At 62.5% G+C, this 22,263-nt stretch carries 17 protein-coding genes and 1 pseudogene; 15 read left to right on the top strand and 3 right to left on the bottom strand.

Annotation, left to right across the window (positions count from 1 at the left end):
- Window positions 1-165: 165 nt before the first annotated feature.
- Complete coding sequence (locus tag CXQ97_RS16355) at window positions 166-468, bottom strand: DUF4193 domain-containing protein (protein WP_104181955.1); 303 nt, start codon at window positions 466-468, stop codon at window positions 166-168.
- A 555-nt stretch (window positions 469-1,023) separates the two neighbouring features.
- On the opposite strand from CXQ97_RS16355, the gene CXQ97_RS16350 reads away from it, so the two are divergent.
- The 5 genes and pseudogenes from CXQ97_RS16350 to CXQ97_RS16330 all read left to right on the top strand — a co-directional run.
- Window positions 1,024-1,362, top strand: coding sequence for a VOC family protein (locus CXQ97_RS16350; protein WP_146069690.1), 339 nt, complete (start codon window positions 1,024-1,026; stop codon window positions 1,360-1,362).
- Window positions 1,359-3,044 carry a thiamine pyrophosphate-dependent enzyme gene (locus CXQ97_RS16345; protein WP_104181953.1) on the top strand — a complete coding sequence of 562 codons (1,686 nt, stop codon included), beginning with the start codon at window positions 1,359-1,361 and terminating at the stop codon, window positions 3,042-3,044. The genes CXQ97_RS16350 and CXQ97_RS16345 overlap by 4 nt, the downstream gene beginning before the upstream one ends.
- A 96-nt stretch (window positions 3,045-3,140) precedes the next feature.
- Entirely contained in the window at window positions 3,141-4,622 is a 1,482-nt protein-coding gene (locus tag CXQ97_RS16340) for an NAD-dependent succinate-semialdehyde dehydrogenase (RefSeq protein ID WP_104181952.1), read from the top strand.
- Window positions 4,623-4,757: 135 nt separating this feature from the next.
- Window positions 4,758-4,970, top strand: coding sequence for a dodecin (locus CXQ97_RS16335; protein WP_104181951.1), 213 nt, complete (start codon window positions 4,758-4,760; stop codon window positions 4,968-4,970).
- A 1,084-nt stretch (window positions 4,971-6,054) separates the two neighbouring features.
- Window positions 6,055-6,807, top strand: a pseudogene (locus CXQ97_RS16330) (NADPH-dependent F420 reductase); the annotation flags it as partial.
- Window positions 6,808-6,844: 37 nt separating this feature from the next.
- Here the strand turns inward: CXQ97_RS16330 and CXQ97_RS20680 are convergent.
- A complete protein-coding gene (locus tag CXQ97_RS20680; RefSeq protein ID WP_368784515.1) occupies window positions 6,845-7,153 on the bottom strand; it encodes an FCD domain-containing protein in 309 nt (102 codons plus the stop codon).
- 56 nt (window positions 7,154-7,209) lie between these two features.
- The gene (locus CXQ97_RS19620; RefSeq protein ID WP_146069689.1) at window positions 7,210-7,503 is read right to left on the bottom strand and encodes a GntR family transcriptional regulator; all 294 of its coding nucleotides are present in this window, start codon (window positions 7,501-7,503) and stop codon (window positions 7,210-7,212) included.
- A 377-nt stretch (window positions 7,504-7,880) separates the two neighbouring features.
- On the opposite strand from CXQ97_RS19620, the gene CXQ97_RS16320 reads away from it, so the two are divergent.
- From CXQ97_RS16320 to CXQ97_RS16275, 10 genes are all read left to right on the top strand, one after another.
- Window positions 7,881-10,058, top strand: coding sequence for a thiamine pyrophosphate-dependent enzyme (locus tag CXQ97_RS16320; RefSeq protein ID WP_104181948.1), 2,178 nt, complete (start codon window positions 7,881-7,883; stop codon window positions 10,056-10,058).
- Between the two features lies 1 nt (window position 10,059).
- On the top strand, window positions 10,060-11,409 hold the full coding sequence (locus CXQ97_RS16315) for a 2-oxo acid dehydrogenase subunit E2 (protein ID WP_104181947.1): 1,350 nt from the start codon (window positions 10,060-10,062) through the stop codon (window positions 11,407-11,409).
- A 144-nt stretch (window positions 11,410-11,553) separates the two neighbouring features.
- A complete protein-coding gene (locus CXQ97_RS16310; protein WP_104181946.1) occupies window positions 11,554-12,717 on the top strand; it encodes a substrate-binding domain-containing protein in 1,164 nt (387 codons plus the stop codon).
- 211 nt (window positions 12,718-12,928) lie between these two features.
- The gene (locus CXQ97_RS16305) at window positions 12,929-13,900 is read left to right on the top strand and encodes a hotdog domain-containing protein (RefSeq protein WP_104181945.1); all 972 of its coding nucleotides are present in this window, start codon (window positions 12,929-12,931) and stop codon (window positions 13,898-13,900) included.
- A 31-nt stretch (window positions 13,901-13,931) separates the two neighbouring features.
- Window positions 13,932-15,191, top strand: a complete 1,260-nt coding sequence (locus tag CXQ97_RS16300; protein ID WP_104181944.1) for an MFS transporter — start codon at window positions 13,932-13,934, stop codon at window positions 15,189-15,191.
- A gap of 780 nt (window positions 15,192-15,971) precedes the next feature.
- Complete coding sequence (locus CXQ97_RS16295; RefSeq protein ID WP_104181943.1) at window positions 15,972-17,096, top strand: 12-oxophytodienoate reductase; 1,125 nt, start codon at window positions 15,972-15,974, stop codon at window positions 17,094-17,096.
- 82 nt (window positions 17,097-17,178) lie between these two features.
- Window positions 17,179-18,006, top strand: a complete 828-nt coding sequence (locus CXQ97_RS16290) for an alpha/beta fold hydrolase (protein WP_104181942.1) — start codon at window positions 17,179-17,181, stop codon at window positions 18,004-18,006.
- A 230-nt stretch (window positions 18,007-18,236) separates the two neighbouring features.
- On the top strand, window positions 18,237-19,961 hold the full coding sequence (locus tag CXQ97_RS16285; RefSeq protein WP_104181941.1) for an FAD-dependent oxidoreductase: 1,725 nt from the start codon (window positions 18,237-18,239) through the stop codon (window positions 19,959-19,961).
- A 400-nt stretch (window positions 19,962-20,361) separates the two neighbouring features.
- Window positions 20,362-20,967, top strand: a complete 606-nt coding sequence (locus tag CXQ97_RS16280) for a nuclear transport factor 2 family protein (RefSeq protein WP_104181940.1) — start codon at window positions 20,362-20,364, stop codon at window positions 20,965-20,967.
- A 62-nt stretch (window positions 20,968-21,029) separates the two neighbouring features.
- Window positions 21,030-21,995: an NADP-dependent oxidoreductase gene (locus tag CXQ97_RS16275; RefSeq protein ID WP_104181939.1), complete on the top strand. Its 966-nt coding sequence runs from the start codon at window positions 21,030-21,032 to the stop codon at window positions 21,993-21,995.
- Window positions 21,996-22,263 lie beyond the last annotated feature (268 nt).

Genomic DNA, 22,263 nt, shown 5'->3' with positions numbered 1-22,263 from the left:
ACCGCGAGACCACGAGGAATTGCCGTCACCTGAGCCGGTTGGCAACGCGCTGTTGCTCGATGCGGCCGTACGCGCAATGGTGCAGACGCTGTCTGCACCATTGCGAGTGATCGCAATTCCTTGGGGGTTCAAGCGTCCAGTAGCAGCGCTCTGACCGCTCGGTTCTCACCCTTCGCACTCAGCGCAGTACTTGTCGCCGTTTTTCTCGCGCGCGAGCTGGGTTCGGTGGTGCACGAGGAAGCAGGACATGCAGGTGAATTCGTCCTCCTGCACGGGGACGACTTGCACCATGAGCTCTTCCTCGAGGATGGCGCCGGGCAGGTCTAAGCCCTCGGCGGTGTCGGCGTCTTCGACGTCGATGATGGAGGTCTGTGTGGTGCTGCTGCGCTGGGCGTGGATGTCCTGGAGCGATTCGTTGGCTGGCTGGTCTTCCGGGCGGACGCGCGGCTCGTCGTAGTCGGTTGCCATGGTGTCTGCGTCCAATCGTTGTGGGGGTGTCGCAACAGGGTAGGCGTTCTCGGGGCGCATCGGGTCAGTTGCCCTGGCAGCCAGTTCCTCGCACTATTCGATTCCGTTGCTGGTGGTGCCCTCAACCAAGCGCGACGAGCACAGGTTCGAGAGATCATGTATGAAAATGCCGCCGCGATACCTATCACCGGGTGAACATAGGCCCGGAAGGCGGAGTCGACGTTCTCACCCCGCGCGTCGACGACGTCGTTCCGGTCGAAGATGTCAGCCGGGTTCACGAGCCTTCGCGGCCCGCGGAAAGCGCGGTCGCATCGTCCTCGATTTCAGAGATTGACATGACCGCGCGAGCTGATGTCGCGATCGACTACTGCGCTCGGCGCGAACGGATCCTGTGCACTCCCACTCGAGGAAAAGTCCGAGAGCAATGAGAGCGCCCGTCACCGCTGGGAAGGGCAAGGTTTGACAGGCGCACGTAAGGGGATAAAAATGGCATCGTGAACGTACCTATCTTCACCAGATAGTGAGCGTACGAACTTCGATTGCCAGCACAGCGAGGTGTCTGCATTGCAAGTCACGAGTTTCGAGAATTTTGGTACCCCCATCGGTGCTGTGGATCAGATCGGCATCCTCGTCCCAGACCTGGACGGTGCCCTCGAGGTCTATGGCCGTATGTTCGGCATCACGGAGTGGACGTCGTACCGCTACACGCCGGAGTTCCTGCACTGGTCGGAGCTGCATGGTGAGCCCGGGCGCTTCGCGATGGACCTCGCGATGTCTGGCTCCGGCCCGTCGGGGCGACAGGCCTACCCGCCGATGCCACCACAATCTGCTGAGGCAGACACAGCACCGCCCAATCAATCGCTAGTGAATCACCGCAAAGGGCCCAGTACATGACACAGACCATGTCCGAGCATTCTGAGACATCCAAGCCTGAACGCACCGACACCTTGAAATCGGCGGGGCACGTCATCGTGGACTCCCTCGTCGCCCATGGGATCAAACGTGCCCATGTAGTTCCGGGTGAGAGCTTCCTAGATGTCCTCGATGGCCTACACGGCTCCAACATAGAAACCATCGTGTGCCGGCACGAGGGTGGAGCCACCTATATGGCGGAAGCGGACGGCAAGATGAGCCAACTCCCGGGCATCGCGATGGTCACCCGCGGTCCCGGTGCCGCGAACGCCCATGTGGGCCTGCACACTGCGTGGCAGGACTCCACCCCGATGATCCTCTTCGTCGGGCTGATCCCCTTCGCCCACCGGGACCGCGAAGCATTCCAGGAGTTCGACATCAAAGCGTGGTTTGGCACCGGAACCAAGCGCGTTATGGTCCTGGACCACGCCGAACGGGCCTCCGAGATCGTCGCTGAAGCGTTTTTTGCAGCGATGAGTGGCCGGCCAGGCCCTGTCGTCATCGGTCTCCCGGAGGACGTCATCCGCAAGCAGATCGATCCAACGCTTCACCCGCGGATCCCGGTAGCGACCGGCGGCATGACGACCACGGACTCGGAGGCCCTCGCTGAGGCCCTGGCAGCCTCAACCAAGCCCTTGTTCGTGACCGGTGGGAACGACTGGACTCAGGAAGGCGCTGACCAGTTCACGGCGTGGCTGGAAGAACACCACATCCCGGCCGCCGCCGAATGGCGCACCCAGGGCACTGTTCCGTTCGATTCCCCGTCCTACGTCGGGCCGATAGGTTACGGCCGGCCACGGCCGACTTATGACCTGTTCGAGGAGACCGACCTACTGGTCTTCGTCGGCACTGTGCCCGGTGATGTCATTACCGACGGGTTCCTGTGCCGGCAGGACTGGAATAAGAAGAACTTCCTGGTCACAATCGATTCGTCTCTCCGCGGCCGGTCCGGCCCCGTGTCTTACCAAATCGTCGCCAAACCGGACGTGTTCGTCCGAGACCTCGTCAAACTCCAGCTCCCTGTAAAAGACGAATGGCGGACATGGACCGCGCGGATGCGTGGCGAACAGGAATCCTTCGCCGCCCTGCCCGATCCTGCGCCCGGCGACGGGCTGGCACGAATGGACACTCTCATGGCCAACCTGGTACCTACCTTGCCCGCGGATGCGATGATCACCCTCGGCGCCGGTGAACACACGAACTGGGCCCACCGGTACTTCCCCACACGGGGCTACGCCTCGATGATCAGCGCGCGCAACGGTTCCATGGGCTACTCGGTGCCATCCGCGATCGCGGCGTCCCTGGCATACCCCGGCCGGCGTATCGTGACCATCGCTGGAGACGGGGAGTTCCTGATGAATGGCCAGGAACTGGCCACCGCCGCTCAGTATGGGGCCACTCCGCTGGTGATCGTGATGGACAACCAGGAATACGGCACCATCCGCACGCACCAGGAACGCCATTACCCGGGGCGGATTTCCGGAACCCAACTGAAAAACCCTGAATTCGCGCTCATGGCGCAGGCTTGCGGCGGATTCGGCGTCAAGGTTGAGCACGACCAGGACATCCCGGCCGCTGTCGCCGCAGCGCTGAAAGCCATCGACGAGAATCACGTGTTCGCCCTTATCCACCTTGTCGTCAAACAACGCGTCAGGGCCTACTAGGGCTCTTCCTCCCGAACCACCACTCACACGACACCCCTGCTCCACGCTCCACCCCCACTCATTCTTAGACGCACCCACCTGGATGGAAGTAGAAGCATGACTATCGCAGCAATGACAGAACTGGACCTGTTGGACACCGTTCCCACCGGTCTGCTCATCAACGGGCAATGGCGCCCCGCCACCTCAGGCAAAACTTTTGATGTTGAAGACCCCGCCACCGGGAAAGTGCTCATGAGCATCGCCGATGCCGGAGCTGAGGACGGGGCAGCCGCCCTGGACGCTGCAGCCGCAACCCAGGCCTCCTGGGCCAAGGTCCCGGCCCGAGAGAGGGCAGAAATCCTGCGCCGGGCCTTCGAACTAGTCACTGCCCGGACCGAGGACTTCGCGCTGCTGATGACCCTGGAAATGGGCAAACCACTGGCAGAGGCCCGCGGTGAGGTAGCTTACGGTGCCGAATTCCTGCGGTGGTTTTCCGAGGAAGCAGTCCGCGTATCAGGCCGCTACTCCGTGTCCCCGGACGGCAAATCCCGTCTCCTGGTGACAAAAAAGCCGGTAGGACCGTGCCTGCTGATCACTCCATGGAATTTCCCCCTTGCAATGGCTACGCGCAAAATCGCCCCTGCAGTGGCGGCCGGGTGCACCATGATTCTCAAACCCGCCAGGCTCACCCCGCTGACCTCGCAGCTTTTCGCTGCCGTCATGATGGAAGCCGGCTTGCCTGCCGGGGTCCTGAATGTCATTGCCTCTACCAGCGCCGGTGCCACCACCGGGCCCCTGATCAAGGACAGCCGGCTCCGGAAGCTGTCCTTCACCGGGTCCACCGAGGTCGGACGACGCTTGCTTGCTGATGCGTCCGAGACCGTGCTGCGCACCTCCATGGAACTGGGCGGCAACGCACCCTTCGTGGTATTCGACGATGCCGATCTCGACGCCGCCGTCGATGGTGCCATGTTGGCCAAGCTCCGGAACATGGGAGAGGCCTGCACCGCTGCCAACCGCTTCATCGTCCATGACTCGGTGGCCCAGGAATTCGCGACCAAGTTCGCCGCCAGAATGGCGATGATGACGACGGCCCGGGGCACTGAGGAAGCGTCCAAGGTCGGCCCACTAATCGACGCCAAAAGCAGGGACAAAGTACACGAGCTCGTCACGGACGCTGTGTCCGCCGGTGCCACTGCACTGGTCGGCGGCGGACCCGAAGACGGGCCCGGCTACTTCTACCAGCCCACCCTGCTCACTGGCGTCACCGAAAGTGCCCGGCTCTTCTCCGAGGAAATCTTCGGGCCCGTCGCCCCGATCATCACCTTCCAGGACGAGGCCGACGCCGTACGGCTCGCGAACAAGACCGAGTACGGCCTCGTGGCCTACGTTTACACGCGCGACCTGAACCGGGGCATCCGCATGGGCGAACAGCTCGAAACCGGGATGCTCGGGCTTAACGCCGGCGTCGTCTCCAATGCGGCTGCACCCTTCGGCGGCATCAAACAATCAGGACTCGGTAGAGAAGGCGGAAGCGAAGGCATCGAGGAGTACCTTTATACCCAATACATCGGAATCGCCGACCCCTATGCCAACTAAATATACGCAGCACCGGCCCGGGATTTTCCAGCGGACGGTTAGCGAAACCCCTCGGAGCAAGCGTTCCGGGCGGCCGAAAGAGTTCTGCAAGGAGTCTCGGAACCGAGACGCCCGACACCACAATAAGGGGTAATTATGTCACATCACACATACAGCATTTCTGAAATTGTCGGCACGTCGGATGAGGGAGTCGACGAAGCCGTCCGGAATGGAATTGCAACGGCTTCCCGAACTCTTCGAAACCTCGATTGGTTTGAGGTGAAGGAAATTCGGGGCCACTTAGAGGAGGGCAAAGTTGCCGATTGGCAGGTCACTATAAAGCTGGGTTTTCGTCTAGAAGAAAAGTGATCTCTTACAACCGACATCTAAATCATGTGGGATGAAGAAGCGAACTACTGCACACCCCGTTACCTTCTATGGGCCTGCATTGGCCTCGGTGGCATTATGGGCTTGATGGGTGCTGGAGCGATCATCACAGTCCTCATCACATCGGATGTGTCGGGCTACTCTCTTGCCAGTCTCGTCCTGCTACTCGTCCAAGCCTTCGTGCTCGTCAGCATCGGAGCAAAAGCACTCCAAGATGCACCAAACCAATCCCTTAAAGGCGGACAATAAACCGATTGTGATTTCACTTGTAGTAACGAAGCAGTTGTTGCTGAAGAGACGCCAGCGGGCTTGAATGCCGGCGGCTTAGGTGGCATTTGGGCTGCGTTTGAGTCACCAATGCTGCTTGCGACCTTCAAGTAGACAGCACGTGGGTCACTACTTAACCGGTGGAACGAGCTTGCAGCTGCGCTGGGTACGAGTCGATAAGGTCGTGCGTCCCTCTGGGCCAGGCGCGACATGCTGTTCGCCAACCCGACACCAGTTCGATCGGGGTCGCCTGCGCAGATTTCTCCTGACCAGCACGCAAACACAATGCTCCGGATGAAGACCAACAACCGGGACGGCGGTATGGAGCGCTGCCCGAACACAGAGAAAGGGCGGCCTTTCTCTGTTCATGCGGGTGCAGGTAAGTTACCTGCCGAGGCCGGAGGTACATGCCGTTCTGGTGGCCCCCGTTGTGACCATCCTCGTCCTCTAGGTGTGCTGGGTCATGAGGTTGGTGACACTCGGTTGATGGGTGTGGTTCCGATGCCGAGTGGATGTCGGATCACTTTTCGTCGCAGCGGTTCCAGCCAGCCTGCTCGTGACTGATGCGGGTTGGGAGAGCAAAGCGTCGGGTAGGAATAGGTACTGAATCTAGCTGCGCTCCACAAACCGTGCGCTTCGGACCATTGCGTTCACGCTGGTGTCGCTTTTTTGATTGACGTTCTTTGGGGCACCAGAATGAAAACACTGCGCGCGAGCGTCGGACGGCATCATGTAACATCGCCAGAGGCCGTTCGGGCGAAGGGTTGCAGGATATCGGCTTCGCCCACCGCACTCGAAGAGGAGAGCCATGCGCATTGGTATTTTGGGCGTTGGACACATAGGCGCGAGCCTGGCCCGGCAACTCGGCCAGAGTGGACACGACGTCGTAGTGGCCAACTCGAAGGGTCCGGAGACTATTCCGGCCGATTCGCTTACGGCAGGCGCACGGGCCGTATGCGCAGAGGAGGCAGCGACCGAGGCCGACGCTCTGATCCTATCGGTGCCACTTAACCGCCTCGCTGGCCTTGCCCCCATAGTGGCGGCGCTTCCGCCCCATGCCGTAGTTCTCGATACTTCGAACTACTACCCGGGCCGGGACGGGCGCATCGACGAGTTAGAGGATGGACAGGTTGAGAGCGTGTGGGTCTCCGAGCAAATCGGGCGCTCGGTGGTAAAAGCCTGGAATGCGATCGGAGCTCACTCATTAGCCGTAAACGGCAAACCAGCCAAGAGCCCTGGACGCATCGCCATCCCGGTTGCAGCAGACTCTGACGAGGATCGAGCGGTCGGTATCTCGCTCGTTAGCGACACTGGCTTTGACGGACTGGACGCCGGGGTTTTGGAAGACTCCTGGCGGCAGCAGCCGGGGACTCCGGCGTACTGCAACGATTTCACTCAGGAGGAGTTGCGCGATGCGCTTGCCGCAGCAAATCGTTCGCAGTCTGCACTCCGACGGGATCTGATGGTGCACACCATTACCGAACTGACTAAAGGCGGTGCTGTTCTTGCGCCGGACTATTTTGTGCGTCTTGGTCGGGTGCTGAACAGCTAAGTCCTGCCTCGCGGAGCCAGCCGTCGGTCACCGCTGCTCAATCGACTACTTCGCCGCGCCGCGCCAGTCCAAGGTGGTTGCGGTGGCTGTGCTGCGCAAGCACCTGCACGGCTTCATCGCTGTCGGCGAGCTGCAGCGCGCCGACAATCAGATGATGGTCAAAGTGCAGACTTCGGTCGCCCTGCGTCAAGAACAATCGGGTCACAGCCTGACGGTACTGCTGGGTGTGATTCCACAGGTTGAGCACGAGTTCAGTGAGGACGGTGGTTGGGGCTTGGTTCGAAGCTGAGAGGTGAAGCTCGCGGTCATGAGCGAGGAGACGTTCTACGTCGGCCGTCGATTCCATCTCCGTTGCGAGTAGAGCAAATCGTTCGACCTCGTCGGTTGCAAGTAGCGGCAAACTCATTCGGAGCAGATCGGTTCCAGTCGCTCGCAGATGGGATACAGCTCCTGGCATTCCCCCATGCTGGGTGTGGAGACCCACGCACCGGTATTGGCGACGAGCCTGGCTAGACCCTCAGCCTCCGGCATTGGCAGGGCCTCGCGCATCGGCCGGCTAGCTCCATGACGTTCAGCCAGCTCGTCTTGGCGAATCCGGTCTCCCGGCGAGTAAATATCGGCGAGGTTGAGGCCCCGGAGGGTGATGGCGATACGAACACCTGTTGTGCCGTGAGTGCGGGCAAGCGTCGCGGCCATGGCAAGTCCTTGCGGACGGCTCAGGCTGCAGCGCCTCAGGCTTCTCTCGGCGGAAGCGCAGCCTTACCACCGCAACCCCTACCGACGGCCTAACTGACGCACAACCACAGCCTCAGGGCCACAAAAAGGCAACAGCGCGGCAACTCAACTGCCGACGGGATGAACAACGGCCTTGCTTCGAGCCGCCTACACGCGATTACGGCAGTGGCGTTCGGAAGGCTACATACATTCAATCCGTGCCGCTGAACGCCAGTTTCGAGGAAAAAGACTCTCATAGTGCGAGAGTAACGTTCATGATGTGTTGTATTGAATCGAGTTTTCGCCTACGCTCGGGGGGATCGACAGCGGCCCGCGGCCGCAGATGGGATGAGGCAACGATGCCGAAACGGACGAAACTGCAGACCGGAGTCGACTGGGTTGAGCTGACAACAACCTCGGCGGACTGGGACGCCGCCGACCCGGCGTTGCTGGGAACCATGCTCAGTCAGCTCCACCTAATCCGGGCCTTTGAAGAGGCGGTGCTCGAGCTGGCCGGAGAAGGGCTGGTGCATGGCCCCGCGCATTCGAGTATCGGTCAGGAGGGCGGTGCAGTTGGCTCCATCGTCGGCCTCCGTTCCACTGACGGAGTCAACGGTTCTCACCGAGGGCACCATCAATTTCTCGCGAAAGCGTTAACGCACGTCAGTGGCGGAGTCATCGACCCCGCCAATGCGGTCAGCGACGACGTCCAGACGGTTCTACAGCGAACGCTCGCCGAGATTCTCGGTTTAGCTCAGGGGTACTGCCGGGGCCGTGGCGGCTCGATGCATCTCCAGTGGTTCGAAGCCGGCGCACTCGGCACCAACGCCATTGTCGGTGGTGGGGCTCCCATGGCGACCGGCAACGCCTGGGCACAAAAGCACAGCGACACGACAGATGTATCGGTCAATTACTTCGGTGACGGAGCCGCTCAGATCGGCTCCGTGCTCGAGTCGATGAACCTTGCCGCCGCATGGAAGCTACCGGTGTGCTTTTTTGTGGAGAACAATCTCTACGGCGTATCAACCCGCGCGGACGAAATCACCGCAGACCCCAGATTCTCCGTGCGTGGCCAAGGGTTTGGCATCCCTTCGTGGCGTGTTGACGGCATGGACCCTCTCGCGGTGCACCTGGCGATGGGCGAGGCCACTGAGCTGATGCGATCGGGAAATGGTCCCGCCATCATCGAGGCGGAGGTGTATCGGTTCTTCCACCAAAACGGCCCCTACCCCGGTAGTGCTTTCGGCTACCGCACCAAGGACGAAGAAGCAGAGTGGCGAGAACGTGACCCGCTCGACCTCGTCGCCCAACGGATGACCGAGCGCGGACTGATCAACGATGACCAGATCGGCTCGCTTCGCGCCCGTGTGCTTGAAGGCACGGCCGCTGCGGTGGAGGCTTTGGTCGAATCCGATCCTGAACGTCCCGGCAAGCGCCGCATCCGACCCGAGCTATGGCCGGAGCCGTCATTCGTCGACGTCGGAATGCGTGGCGACGCGAGCGAACTGGAAGGCCTGCCCACGCGGCCCGAAGGCTCGACGAGCCGTGGGGTGAAATTCGTCGACGCCGTGTCCGAGGTTATGGACCGACGGATGGAGACTGATCCCCGGATTGTGGTCATGGGCGAAGACGTCCACAGGCTTAATGGAGGCACTAACGGCGCCACGAAGGGCTTGGCCAAGAAGTACGGTCCCACACGGGTCATGGGTACACCGATCAGCGAGAACGCCTTCGTCGGTCTGGGCGGTGGCCTCGCTCTCGACGGTCGATTCCGTCCGGTCGTGGAGTTCATGTATCCCGACTTTCTCTGGGTTGCGGCCGATCAGGTGTTCAACCAAATCGGCAAGGCTCGACACATGTTCGGTGGCGACAACCCGGTGCCCCTGGTGCTGCGTACTAAGGTCGCGATGGGCTCGGGCTATGGCTCCCAACACCTGATGGACCCGGCTGGTGTGTTCGCCACAGCACCGGGCTGGCGGATCGTTGCGGCATCCAACGCCGCCGACTACGTGGGCCTCATGAACGCAGCCCTCGCGCTGCAGGATCCGGTGCTCGTCATAGAGCACGTCGACCTGTACGGCATTACGGACTCAGTGCCCGAGGGTGACCTCGACTACATCATTCCACCGGGGTCTGCCGCGGTTGTGCGCGAAGGCAACGAGGTGACCGTGCTGTCATATCTTTCGATGGTCAAGCACGCCGCCGAGGCGATCGAGCAGACGGGCGTGGATGCAGAACTCATCGATCTGCGTTGGCTCGATCGCGCCTCGATCGACTGGGACACAATCGGCGAAAGCATCCGCAAGACCAACGCCGTGCTCATCGTGGAACAGGGGGCGCAGGGCACCTCGTACGGAGGATGGCTCGCTGACGAGATCCAACGTCGCTACTTCGACTGGCTCGATCAGCCAATTGCCCGCGTGACCGGCAGCGAGGCCTCACCCTCAATCTCCCGTGTGCTCGAGCGTGCGGCAATCGCCCGCACTGAAGAGGTCGTGACGGCTCTCGAAGCCGTCCGCGACGGATTCGGAAACTGACATGGCCGAGATCGTTCGCATGCCCGAGGTGATGGCGGGGGCAACCGAAGCCGCTATCCAGACGTGGCTCGTGAGTGTGGGGACGACCGTCACGGTCGGCGCCTCACTCGCGGAGGTCGAGACCGAAAAAGCCATCATCGAACTCGCCGCTGAAGCGGGCGGAACCGTGGGGCGCCTTCTCGTCGCCGAGGGCGAGAACGTTGCCGTCGGCGACCCCGTGCTCGTCCTCGTTGCCGACGGCGAAGGAGACGACGCGATCGAAGCCGCGCTGCGCGCGGCGGGAGCGGCAACCGCCGAGAACGGCGCTCAGAACACGGACGGACCGTCTGCCGAAGCTGGAACCGCAGCGGCGCCCGCGTCGCCCGACACAGCGGCACCCGTGCCCGCACCCGACATCGGTGTGGCGACCGGAGCCGCGGCCCCCGAAGAGTACGGCGAACAAAAGGCGCGTAGCCGCCTGTTTGCGAGTCCGCTGGCACGAAGACTGGCCGCTTCCCAGGGCATTGCACTCGAAGACGTCGCGGGCACCGGGCCGGACGGTCGCGTCACGCGCCGCGATCTGGAGCGGCACCTCGCTTCTACGCCCGCCGCCGAAGCGCCCGAGTCGGAGACTGCAACGCGGGCACCGACACCCGCTGAGACGGTTGAACCTCCGACCACCGTATCCGCCGACTACGAAGACATTCCGGTCGACCGGATGCGGCGAACAATCGCCCGGCGCCTCACTGAAAGCAAGTCGACCGTCCCGCACTTCTACCTTGTGGCAGACTGCCGCGCCGACGCATTGCTCGCGCTGCGGGGCCAGATCAACGAGTCGGCGCCCCGCAAGATCTCCGTCAACGACTTCGTGCTGAAGGCGGTCGCGGCGGCGCTCGTCGAGGTGCCCGCGGCCAACGCCATCTGGCTGGGCGAAAGTATCCGCCGATTTTCCACTGTCGACATAGCGGTGGCGGTCGCGACCGAAGGGGGCCTCACGACTCCAGTCGTGCGCGGCGTCCACCGGACACCGCTCGGGGAGTTGTCGGCGACCGTGACCGAACTCGCCGCGCGCGCCCGTGCCGGACGGTTGCGCCAGCACGAGTTGGAAGGTGGGAGCTTCTCCGTCTCCAACCTCGGCATGTATGGAACCAACCAATTCAGCGCAATCCTCAATCCGCCCCAGTCCGGCATTCTGGCCGTCGGTGCCGCGCGACGTGCGCCAATCATCGACGACAACGGTGAACTGACTACCGGAACCGTGATGACTGTAACTCTTTCGGCCGACCATCGTGTGCTCGACGGGGCAGTAGCGGCCCAATGGCTCGCGGCGTTCCAGCGACGCATTGAGAATCCGCTCAGCATCCTTATCTAACGCTTCTCCTGGAGGACCTATGGCCACGATTCGTAGCATCGACCCCACAACCAGCGTCAAGCTCACCTCTTTCCTGCAGCTTCCCTTCGGCGTAGGGCAACCCGACGCCTCAAGAGGTATCCGACACATGAATGGACGCACCAGATGAACCAGCCGGCAACGAAGTCAAACCGAAGCCGCGCCCGGCTGCTCGTCGGAACCGTCACCATCGCTGCAATGTTGGCCCTTGCGGGCTGCGGTTCGGGAGGCGGTGGCAACGCCGATGGTGGCACCAGCCCCAACCCCACGGCTGGGAGCAACGCAGCTCTCGACGAAGTCCTTAACGAGGAGATCGAGCTCCCGTTGCCGCAAGAGCCAACCACGGTGGGCGGTGACCGGCAGATTACCTACATCATTGGTGGTCAAGGTGCGGGTGGAGCATCCGAGGTCGCGGCGGAGCGTAAGACGATCATCGAGAAAGCGGGGTGGACGGTGGATGGTCCGCTGGACGGTAAGTTCACCCCCAGCACGCAGGCAACATTGATCGAAAAGGCCGTCTTGAGCGGTGTGGACGCGATCGTACTCGACTTCATCTACCCCTCTCAGGTCGCAGGTGCGATCGACTCGGCACGCGCCGCGGACATTCCCGTCATCTGCAACCAGTGCATGCCGGAGAAGTCCTCGGACGGTGTTTACATGATCGGAACGGACGTAGAGCTTGTAGCCGAGCAGCAGACCCGATTCGTTCTGGCTGCGCTGGACAAGCCCGACGCGACCATCGTCGTGGGAGTGGACAGCGGACAAGCGATTGTGAAGGCGTGGCAGGAGGCACTGATCCCCATGCTGAAGGAGGAATGCCCCGGATGCGAGATTGTCGAGATCCCGTTCACTGCCGCTGACATCGGCAAGCCGGTCGCACCGTCATTGGTGAACATGTTGTCGCAGTACCCGCCGGGGCAGCTGGACGCCTACATCGCTCCGTTCGGTCCGGCAGTCACCTCCCTGCTCGGGTTGGCGGAGCAAGCCGGCCGCGATGACTTCAAGATCATCGACACCTACGGAGACGCGCCGGTATCGACGTGGATCAAGAATGGCGAGCATTCTCCGCTGATGTACGGTTCGACCCTTATCTCTCAGTCGCTTCTGTCCTACGGTGACGTCGACACGCTCGCGCGAATCTTCAACGGCCAGCCGATTACCGACTTCAGCACCGTGCCTGTTGCGGTGATCGCAGCTGAGAATGCCGACAAGTTCGTGGCCGACAACGGGCGGTGGCAGCCCGACGGCCTGGAGGACACCTTCCAGGAGCTCTGGGGCATCACCGGCTGACCCGTGCTGTTCGGCCAAACCCCACCACAGGGATCGGTGCGACTGCCCCGCCGCTCAGCCCGGTCCGTTCCCCTCCGCCTCGGCGGGAGGGGACGGACCGCGCCGTACCAGGCACATCCTCTGCGACAAGCACGGATCGAGCTCACCTTTCTGCAATTGCTGCGCTCAAATACGGCGGGGGTTGAAGCCCCGCTCTGATCAACGGAGGCCCATGTTCACCTCAGAGAATGGCCACGAGCCGAGCGATCGCATCACTCTGCGATTTCTCGCGGCACCAGCTGACGTGACAGCGCACGGCGATTCGGTGCCGGCAGGTCGAGTGCTCGAGTGGATCGACAAAGCCGCCTACGCGTGCGCCGTCGGATGGGCGCGGACCTACTGCGTCACCGCATATGTAGGCAATGTCCACTTCACGCGTTCCATCCGGCCAGGTGCACTTGTGCAGGTGCATGCCCGCATCGTCTACACCGGCCGAACAAGTATGCATCTGCTGGTCACAGTGGAGGCCAGCGATGTGCGGGACCGTGATTATTCATCCGCCATGCACTGCATGCTCGTCTTCGTCGCCGTCGACGAAGACGGCAGTCCGATCGCGGTGCAACCATGGACTCCCTCGTCGGCAACGGATAGCGAGCTGCAACAGCTCGTCGCTGATCGCATTGAACCGCGCCGAGCAATTCAGCGGGCGATGGCGGCACAGGAGTACTCCAACGCCGGCACGACGCCTCAGACCGTCTTCCGATTCCTCGCCGCTCCGGCCGACGCCAACTGGGGCGGCAAAGCACACGGGGGGACAGTGATGCGATGGATCGATGAAGCTGCATACGCCTGCGCAGCATCATGGTCTTCCGCACGGGCAGTGGCGGTGTACTCGGGCGGTATCCAGTTCTACGCCCCGATCGTCATCGGACACATTGTGGAGGTGCGCGCCCGCCTGATCCACACCACAACGCGCAGCATGCACATCTCCGTATCGGTCAGTTCCGGCGCGCCTGGCCAGCCTCTGACAATCACGACACGCTCCATGACGGTCTTCGTAGACGTCCTTCCCACCGAAACCGCGGCGAACGTGGAACCGCTCCCGCTCTCCAGCACCGAAGATCGGCGGCTCAGCGAACACGCGGAGGAGCTTGTACGACTACGTCAGACCATGCCCGCTCTTCCGGCCAGCGTGACGCACTGATGACTGCCGAAGCCGAAATAGCGGCACAACTATGAGCCGGATCGCCGCGCGCGTATCTCGGTCCGACTCCGGGGCGCTGCCGTGGGGGAGCCTATTGGCACTCGCGGCGGCAGGCTTCATCACCGTAGCGTGGGAGACTATGCCCGCAGGAATTCTGCCGGTGATGAGCGAATCCCTCGGCGTGTCGGAGAGCCTTGCAGGGCAAATGGTTACCGTATATGCCATCGGTTCGATTGCCGGCGCAATCCCGATCATCAGCGCCACGGCGGGATGGCCCCGCCGTCGCCTGCTCACAACCGCCCTCCTCGGCTTCGTCGTGACAATGCTCATCGTCGCCGCCTCACCATGGTTCGTCGTGACGCTCGCCGCCCGATTTGTCGCGGGCATCTTTGCCGGGGTCCTATGGGGGATCCTGGCCGGTTATGCCAGCCGGCTTACGCCGCAGGAGCGCCGCGGGCAAGGTCTAACGATAGCGCTGTCAGGGCCGCCCATCGCACTTGCCATCGGCACACCACTGGGGGCCTTCGTCGCGGATATGGTGGGCTGGCGTCTGATGTTCGTCATTCTGGCCGGGTGCACAGCAGCTACCCTCGTGTGGGTATTCATCGGTGTGCCCGATTTCCCCGGACAGCCGAGGGGTGAACGCGTGCCGGTACTGAAAGCCGCTCGGCTGCCCGGGGTCGCTGGGATCATCGCAGCGTCCGTGTTCTTCGTCGTCGGGCACAACGTCCTCTACACCTACGCGGCTCCGTTCCTCGCTTCACTCAATATGTCCAAGTTTATCGGGGCATTCTTGCTCACCTTCGGAGTTTGCGCGCTCATCGGCCTCTGGGTCGCCGGGGTAGTCATCGACCGGCACCTTCGCACCGTCATGATCGTGAGTGTAATTCTGTTCGCGAGCAGCATGCTTGTGCTGGGGATCCTGTCGCGTGCGCCCGCGCTCGTTTTCGTCAGTGCAGGGGCATGGGGGCTTGGGTTCGGCGCCGGCGGGAGCGCTGTTCCGCAGACCGCTCTGGCAAACGCCGCACGCAGCGCGGTCGACACGGCTCAGTCCATCCTCGTGACTGCCTGGAACGTCGGAATCGCGACGGGTGGGGCGATTGGTGGCGCTGTTCTCGCAGGGATAGGTGCTGCCGCGCTGCCTTTCACGACGTTCGCTCTTCTCGTGCCCGTACTCGTGATCGTCCTCGTCGCACGGCGCCATAGCTTTCCCCGCCGCCGCGGACCCGGCGATGGTTCGAAATCTTCAGCCCACCCAACCCGCGTGCAGGAGAGTCCTCGGGGTAACTGACGATCGCTCGTCCAATATTGCCGCGCCGGGCACCCAACTGAACGCCAGATTCGCACCGTCAAGCTCCCGGGCCGCCATGTTTCTCCGCGGGGGCTTGGCCCTTGGCTTCTTCGGAGCAGGGTCAGCCCGTGATCTTTCAGGCCGGCGGTGATACCTACGGAAGGAAGGTCGCGGGGCGCTGCACCAATGCCATCATCGGTCCACAATTACGCGTGCCCTGTAGTCACCGGAAATGGAGCGGTGGGGGCGGGCTGTCCGACGACGTTTGGCGCATGCTGTCATCGATTACCACCGACACCAGTGTCTACTGCAGAGAAGACCGCCGATCGCATCCAGGAACGGTTTGAGGCAGGCGCCGTCGAAAGGGCATGGGGTGGCGTTAATCAACGTCTGTGAGGACGGGATCGATGCCTTCGTGGACGGGATAGTACTGATCCTTCGGGAACGGCGACCGTTCCATCGCGCCTATCGTGGGCGAACACTGAGGACGCACCTAGGGTCAGTGCGCCAATACGGCAGGAAACCGCGCCTAAATTGACTCGTTACGCCGCCTCCAGAAACCAGCGGCATACCCTTTGGTCATGGCTTCCGCGAAGCTGTGGATGCTCCAACGCTCGGATATCGTGCGTAGCGTTCCGGTGATGATACTTTCGTGCTATGCCGTGGCCGGTTGCGAGGTGCTACGACCGGATTTTTCGTGATCCACCCCGACGCGGGAGTAATCGGCCCGCAGTCGTAATGCCTCTTGAAAGTGGGAAGACCCATGATTGGCTCGTCGCTGTGACAGATTCACTCACGCCGCTCTTCTCGCCCTTCAATCTGAAGTCGCTGAGCCTTCGCAATCGCTTTGCGATGGCACCGATGACTCGTGAGATGTCGCCCGGCGGCATCCCAACGAGCGAGAACGCCGAGCACTACCGGATGCGTGTGGAGGGCGGCGCGGCCCTCATCATCACCGAGGGTGCATACATCGACGACGAAGCCGCGTCTGGTCCCCGCGCCGATGTGCCCCGACTCACGGAGCACGCGGCGGACGGCTGGCGCGGCGTCGTAAATGCCGTCCACGACGCAGGTGGAAGCATCGTCCCGCAGCTTTGGCATGTCGGAGCGCTTCGTGGCGCCTCACCCCCTCTGAACCCCGGCGTTCCGGCCCTGTCTCCATCGGGCCTCGATCTCGATGCGGGCCCCCTTGGTGAGCCGATGACAACTCAGCAGATCGACCAGGTCATTACCAGCTTCGCCGATGCCGCGGCGCTAGCACAGCGGATCGGCTTCGACGGAGTGGAGCTGCATGGGGCGCACGGCTATCTCCTCGACGAATTCCTGTGGAAGCGCACGAACACCCGAGACGGACGCTACGGAACGCGTGTGCAGATGCCGCTCGAGGTAGTGCAAGCTGTGCGCTCCGCAGTGGGCGAGAACTTCGCGGTCATCTTCCGCTTCTCGCAGTGGAAGGCCAGCCGGTACACGGAGCGAATCGCGACGACGCCCACGGAGCTCGAAAAGCTTCTCGTCCCCCTTGGCGACGCAGGAGTCGACGCCTTCCACGCATCCACCCGACGCCACTGGCATCCTGAGTTCCCCGACGACGACGCGGTGCTCTCGCTGGCGGGCTGGACCAAACGCCTAACCGGCAGATCAGTCATTACCGTCGGATCCGTTGGCGTGCAGACCGAGTTCCGCGGAGCGGGAGCGGCAGCACCAAAGAACCCCTTAGTCATCCGGGAATCCGTCGAAGACCGCCTGGATTATCTGGCCGAACAGTTCCGGGCTGGCGAGTTCGACGTCGTCGCCGTGGGACGCGCGCTTGTCGCCGATCCCGCGTGGGTGGCGAAGGTCCGCGCCGGCCACCTCGACCAGGTGGTGCCGTTCGATCGCACCCAGCACTCCCTGAGCGGCGCCTGAGTGCGCCGTTAGGCCGACGCCTGAACATATGCCATATCCATCACCGTTCCATCACCGTTCCATCACCGTCGAAAGGAACTCCATGAGCCAGTCCGCTGAAGTCCATTCCCGATTCATCACCGTCGACAGTCTCGAAACCCACTACCTGGAAGCAGGGTCGGGCGAGCCGCTTGTGCTACTGCACGGCGGGGAGTTCGGCGGGTCTGCAGAGCTCGGCTGGGAACGCAACTTCGAGGAACTCGCTAAGCACTATCACGTTATCGCCCCCGACTGGCTGGGCTACGGCCAGAGCGCGAAGGTGCACGACTTCGTGCTCGGCGTGCGCAAGATGGTTCTACACCTCGCACGCTTCCTCGAAGAGCTCGGGATTACCGACGCACCCTTCGTCGGCAACTCGATCGCTGGAACCCTGCTGCTGGCCGATGCCGCATCAGAGGCGCCCTTGCTGCCCGCCAATCGAATCGTGAGCGTGTGCGGTGGTGGAAAGGTTGATCGCAACGAGCACGTCACTGCTCTCTTCGACTACGACGGCTCAATCGAAGCCATGCAGCGGCTGCTCGTGGCGCTGTTCCACAAAGAGGAATGGAACAGCAACCCGGCCTACCTTCAGCGCCGCCACCAGATCAGCCTCGAGCCCGGAGCGTGGGAAGCTGTCGCGTCCGCACGGTTCCGTCGGCCGACGGCGCCCGATCGTGTGCCCGCCACGCCTCCCGCCTACGAACGGATCTCGGTTCCCACACTGCTGATCGAGGGTCAGTACGACAAGTTGAAGCCTTCCGGATGGGCGACCGAGGTGGCCGAGCCCATTCCGTCGGCCCGCGTGGTCGTCATCGAAGACGCTGGGCACTGCCCGCAGATCGAGCAGACAGAGCGCTTCCACGAAGTGCTCTTCAACTTCTTGCGCGAGTAGGAAGTCCTTCTGCTACCGCGCAAAACAGTCTCGATATGAATGCATGTATCGTAGTACGAATACTGACAGGCCCCGTTTGCAGAGGTAAAGAGTGGGGCAAACGATAGCCGCTTGTGGCGGTGCAGGACGCCGTTTCCCCGGCCGCCATGCGTGAACAATGACTGAACTCGACGAGGAGTCCCCATGAGTAACTGCTCAGCACCGCGCTTGCCCCATGTGGAGGTAGAGCGATGACCGTCGAAGCCGAGTTCGACGTCGTCATCGTCGGCTCAGGGGCTGGTGGGATGACCGCTGCGCTGGCTGCGCACAACCGCGGACTCTCTTGCGTTGTCATCGAAGCGCAAGACACGTACGGCGGCACCACCGCCGTTTCGGGCGGCATCGTCTGGGTTCCCGCGAACCACATCATCAAGCGTGAGGGTTCGTCCGACACACCCGACCTCGGGCGCACTTACGTTGATGCGCTGATCGGGGATCAGGTATCGCCCGAACGCCGGGAGTCCTTCTTGGAAGACGGCCGGCGAATGCTGTTCGAACTCGAGCAGGCCAGCCACTGGTTCCGTTTCCACTGGGCGAAGGGGTACCCCGACTACTATCCCGAGTTGCCCGGCGGCCTGAAAGAGGGACGCGCCATCGCTCCCGAATTGCTGGACGCCGAAGAACTCGGGGGAGACCTGGCGGCGATGACTCCTTCGATCGCCACCATGGGTCTGAAGGGTCTGACAATCACTCCCGCCGATTTCCACGACCTCAACATGGCGACCCGCACGTGGAGCGGCAAGCGAGCCATATTCCGTGTGCTGTATCGCACGGTCCAGGGGAAGTTCTCGAAGCCGAAGCTCACCGCGGGGCGCGCGCTTGTCGGTCGTCTCCGTTTGGCCCTGCGCGACGCCGGTATCCCGCTGTATCTGTCCACGAGAGTCGTCGAGCTCACGACCTCAGATGAAGGTGGCGAGAAGCGCGTCAGTGGAGTCAAGGTCCAGCGCAACGGCGTCGAGTCGACGATCGTTGCCCGACGGGCGGTCATCATCGCAGCAGGAGGCTTTGGCCGCTCACAGCAACTGCGTGACGAGTACCACCCGTCGCCCTCGCAGGCGGAGTGGACGATGACCCCCGAGGGACAGGATGGCGATGGCATCGCCGCGGGGCTCGGGGTGGGAGCGGCCGTTGAACTAATGGACAAGATCTGGGGTCAGCCGTCCACTCTTGTGCCCGCGGACGGTACCGGTCAGCTACGCGTGCAGTTTCTGCACATCGATCGCGCGAACCCGAGCACTCTGGTGGTGAACGGCGAGGGAAAGCGTTATTACAACGAGTCCGCCCCGTACACCGAGTTCGCGAACGCGATGTACGTGGAACATGCGAAAGAGATCGCGCCAGCCATCCCGTCTTGGATGATCTTCGACCATCGGGGAAAGCGGCGATACATGCTGCTGCGCACGTTCCCGATGTCTAAGTTTCCCAAGTCATGGACGAGCGGCGGATACGTGAAGGTTGCACAGACGGTGGAGGATTTGGCGGCGCAGATCAACGTGCCGGCTCAGCAACTGGCAGAGACGTTGCGCCGGTACAGCTCGTTCGCTAAAGAGGGCGTTGATGAGGATTTCGGAAAGGGAAGCAGCGTCTACGGCCACTATTACGGCGATCCGACTCTGAAAAATCCCAACCTAGCCCCCATCGACCAAGCTCCGTTCTACGCGGTGGCCGTGTATCCCGGCGACGTCGGTACCAAGGGTGGTCTGAAGATCGATGAGCGATCGCGCGTGCTGTCCACCGAGGGCAAGCCGATCGCTGGGTTGTATGCGGGCGGCAACAGCTCGGGTTCCGTCATGGGCGACACCTACCCGGGCGCCGGCTCCTCGATCGGCGCGGCCATGGTCAACTCCTACAGCGCGGTGCTCGACATCGTCGCTGGCGGTGATCGTGTCGAGCAGGACACTGGGCGGGAAGCATGAAGCGCTGAGCGTCGTCCTATGGCCGTGAATGTTTCGATCCCCAAGGGAGCGAGATCCACCCCGCCAGGTTGGCCCTGGCGGCCACGACTTAATGCATTACTGGCAACCGGTAAGCGAAAGCTACTCGCATACCCTGAACAAAAGCGTTCCCAATAATTGCGATTCTGCATACAGTGCAACGAAGCTCCCGAGCCGGATCAGGTCACGCTCCGGTAGGAGTAGGAAAGTCCGCTGTGGACGTGTGCGATCCGGCCGCGTCCCGCACGGGCGCATTCGTCAATAGCTCTGCGACTCTACGCTGCGACGGTTTCCAGAAACGCGACGCAGACCGTAATGCATCAGCGGTGACGCGGGCGTATCCGGATTCATCGACACGCATACGAGACACAAAGGAGAAATCATGGAATCGAATCAATCAGATACGGTGCAGTACCTGCTCGATCGGCAGGAGATCCTCGACTGTGTCTACAGATACGCACGGGGCATGGACCGCTGGGATCGCGAACTGGCGCGATCCGCGTACCACGACGACGCCATCGATGACCATGGGCAGTTCGTGGGAGGTGTAGACGAATTTCTCGATTGGGCGTTCTCGGTCCACGGAGAAGCTCACGCGAGCCACCAGCACGCAATCCTCAACCACACCTGCGATCTCGACAGTGACGGCAAGACGGCCCACACCGAAAGCTACTATCACTTCGTCTCCCTCAACAACCACGGCGAGCCGTGGTCGATGGTCGCCGGGCGATACATTGACCGCTTTGAGAAGCGCAACGGTCGCTGGGCGATTGCCGCCCGGGTCGTCGTGCGCGACTGGATGGCTACCGAGGAGCGTATCGGGCGCGAAAACCTGACCGGCCTGGTCGTCGGCAAGGACTTTGACCCGACAGAAAGCTCGTTTACGACGTCCGCCAGGCCGCCGATGCGTGACCGAACCGACCCGTCGTACGACCGACCGCTCAGCGTCGAGGAAGCTCGGCTACGCCAGTCGCAAGCCACACGCTGAGCCCAGCTAACCCGACCAAAATAACCGAGGCCGAGCAGCAGCGCGGCAAAAGGAGAAGCTCCATGAGAGCAGCAGTCGTACGTGAATTCGGTGGAACAGAGAACATTCGGGTGGAAGAGCTCCCCATCCCCGAACCGGGCGAAGGCGAAGTGCGGGTGCGTGTGCACTACACCCCCGTTAACCCCACGGATGTGATGCTGCGCGCGGGGCTCCAGGCGAAGGCGTTCGAGTCGATCCCTCAGCCGTGGATTCCTGGCCTCGAGTTCGCTGGCGTCGTCGACAAGATCACGGGCGCCCCGCAGGACAATATCGACGTGGGGGCAAAAGTGATGGGTATCGTGAGCCCGCGTCGCGCCGAGGGCGGAGCTCAGGCGGAGTACGTCATTGTTCCAAGCGGTGACGTCGCGGCCGTGCCCGACGGGCTCTCGCTCGAAGCTGCGAGCATGATTCCAATGAATGGGCTGACTGCGGGAATGGTCATTGATCGGCTAGAACCGGACTCGTCTAAGACCGTGCTCGTGACGGGCGCCGGCGGCATTCTCGGCGGTTACGTCGTGCAGCTGGCGCGGCGTGCGGGAATGTCGGTCATCGCGCAGGGTCGAGCGAGCGATCAGCGCACCCTCGAAGAGTTGGGGGCGGCAGCGGTCATCACCTCGGACGACGACCTCGTCGCGGCGGTAAAACGGATCGCCCCTGAGGGTGTGGACGGTGTCGTCGACGCCGCCAATATCGGTGTAGACGTCGAGGAGGCGCTTCGGGATGGAGGCATCCTCGTCCAAGTGCTCCCAAAGCAGCTGCCGGAGACCACCCGAATCACCCGCCGATCCCTGTCGGTCCTCGAAGCCTACGGCGCCCCGGAAACGTTGAGCGAAAAGGCCCGGAATGCGGGACTCGAAGTTCTCACCCCGCGCGTCGCCGACGTCGTTCCGGTCGAACATGTCAGCCAGGTGCACGAGGCCGTCGAGGCCGGCGGAAAGCGCGGTCGCATCGTCCTCGATTTCAGAGATCGAGGGGACCGCGCGAGCTGACGTCGCATCCCGTGTGCTCCAACTCGAAGAGAAATCCGATGAGTACTAAGAGCGCCCGGTGCATTCGAGGGTCGGCGGTGTTCACGGGCGTTGGTAGGGGACAACGTGGGTTGGCGTGGTCTACCGGTGATCCGTCGTCACGGTTAGTGCTGTGTTCGATGTCGTCGTGGGATCAGGCGGCGCGGGAATGGCCGCGGCCGGCATGCGTCGGCATCGCCGCAGTACGGAAAGAGCCCCGCTTCTCGCGAAGCGGGGCTCTTTCCTGCTC

This window comes from Arthrobacter sp. B0490 (assembly GCF_002929355.1).
Lineage (GTDB): Bacteria > Actinomycetota > Actinomycetes > Actinomycetales > Micrococcaceae > Arthrobacter_D.
This window is presented reverse-complemented; position numbering and strand designations above follow the sequence as displayed.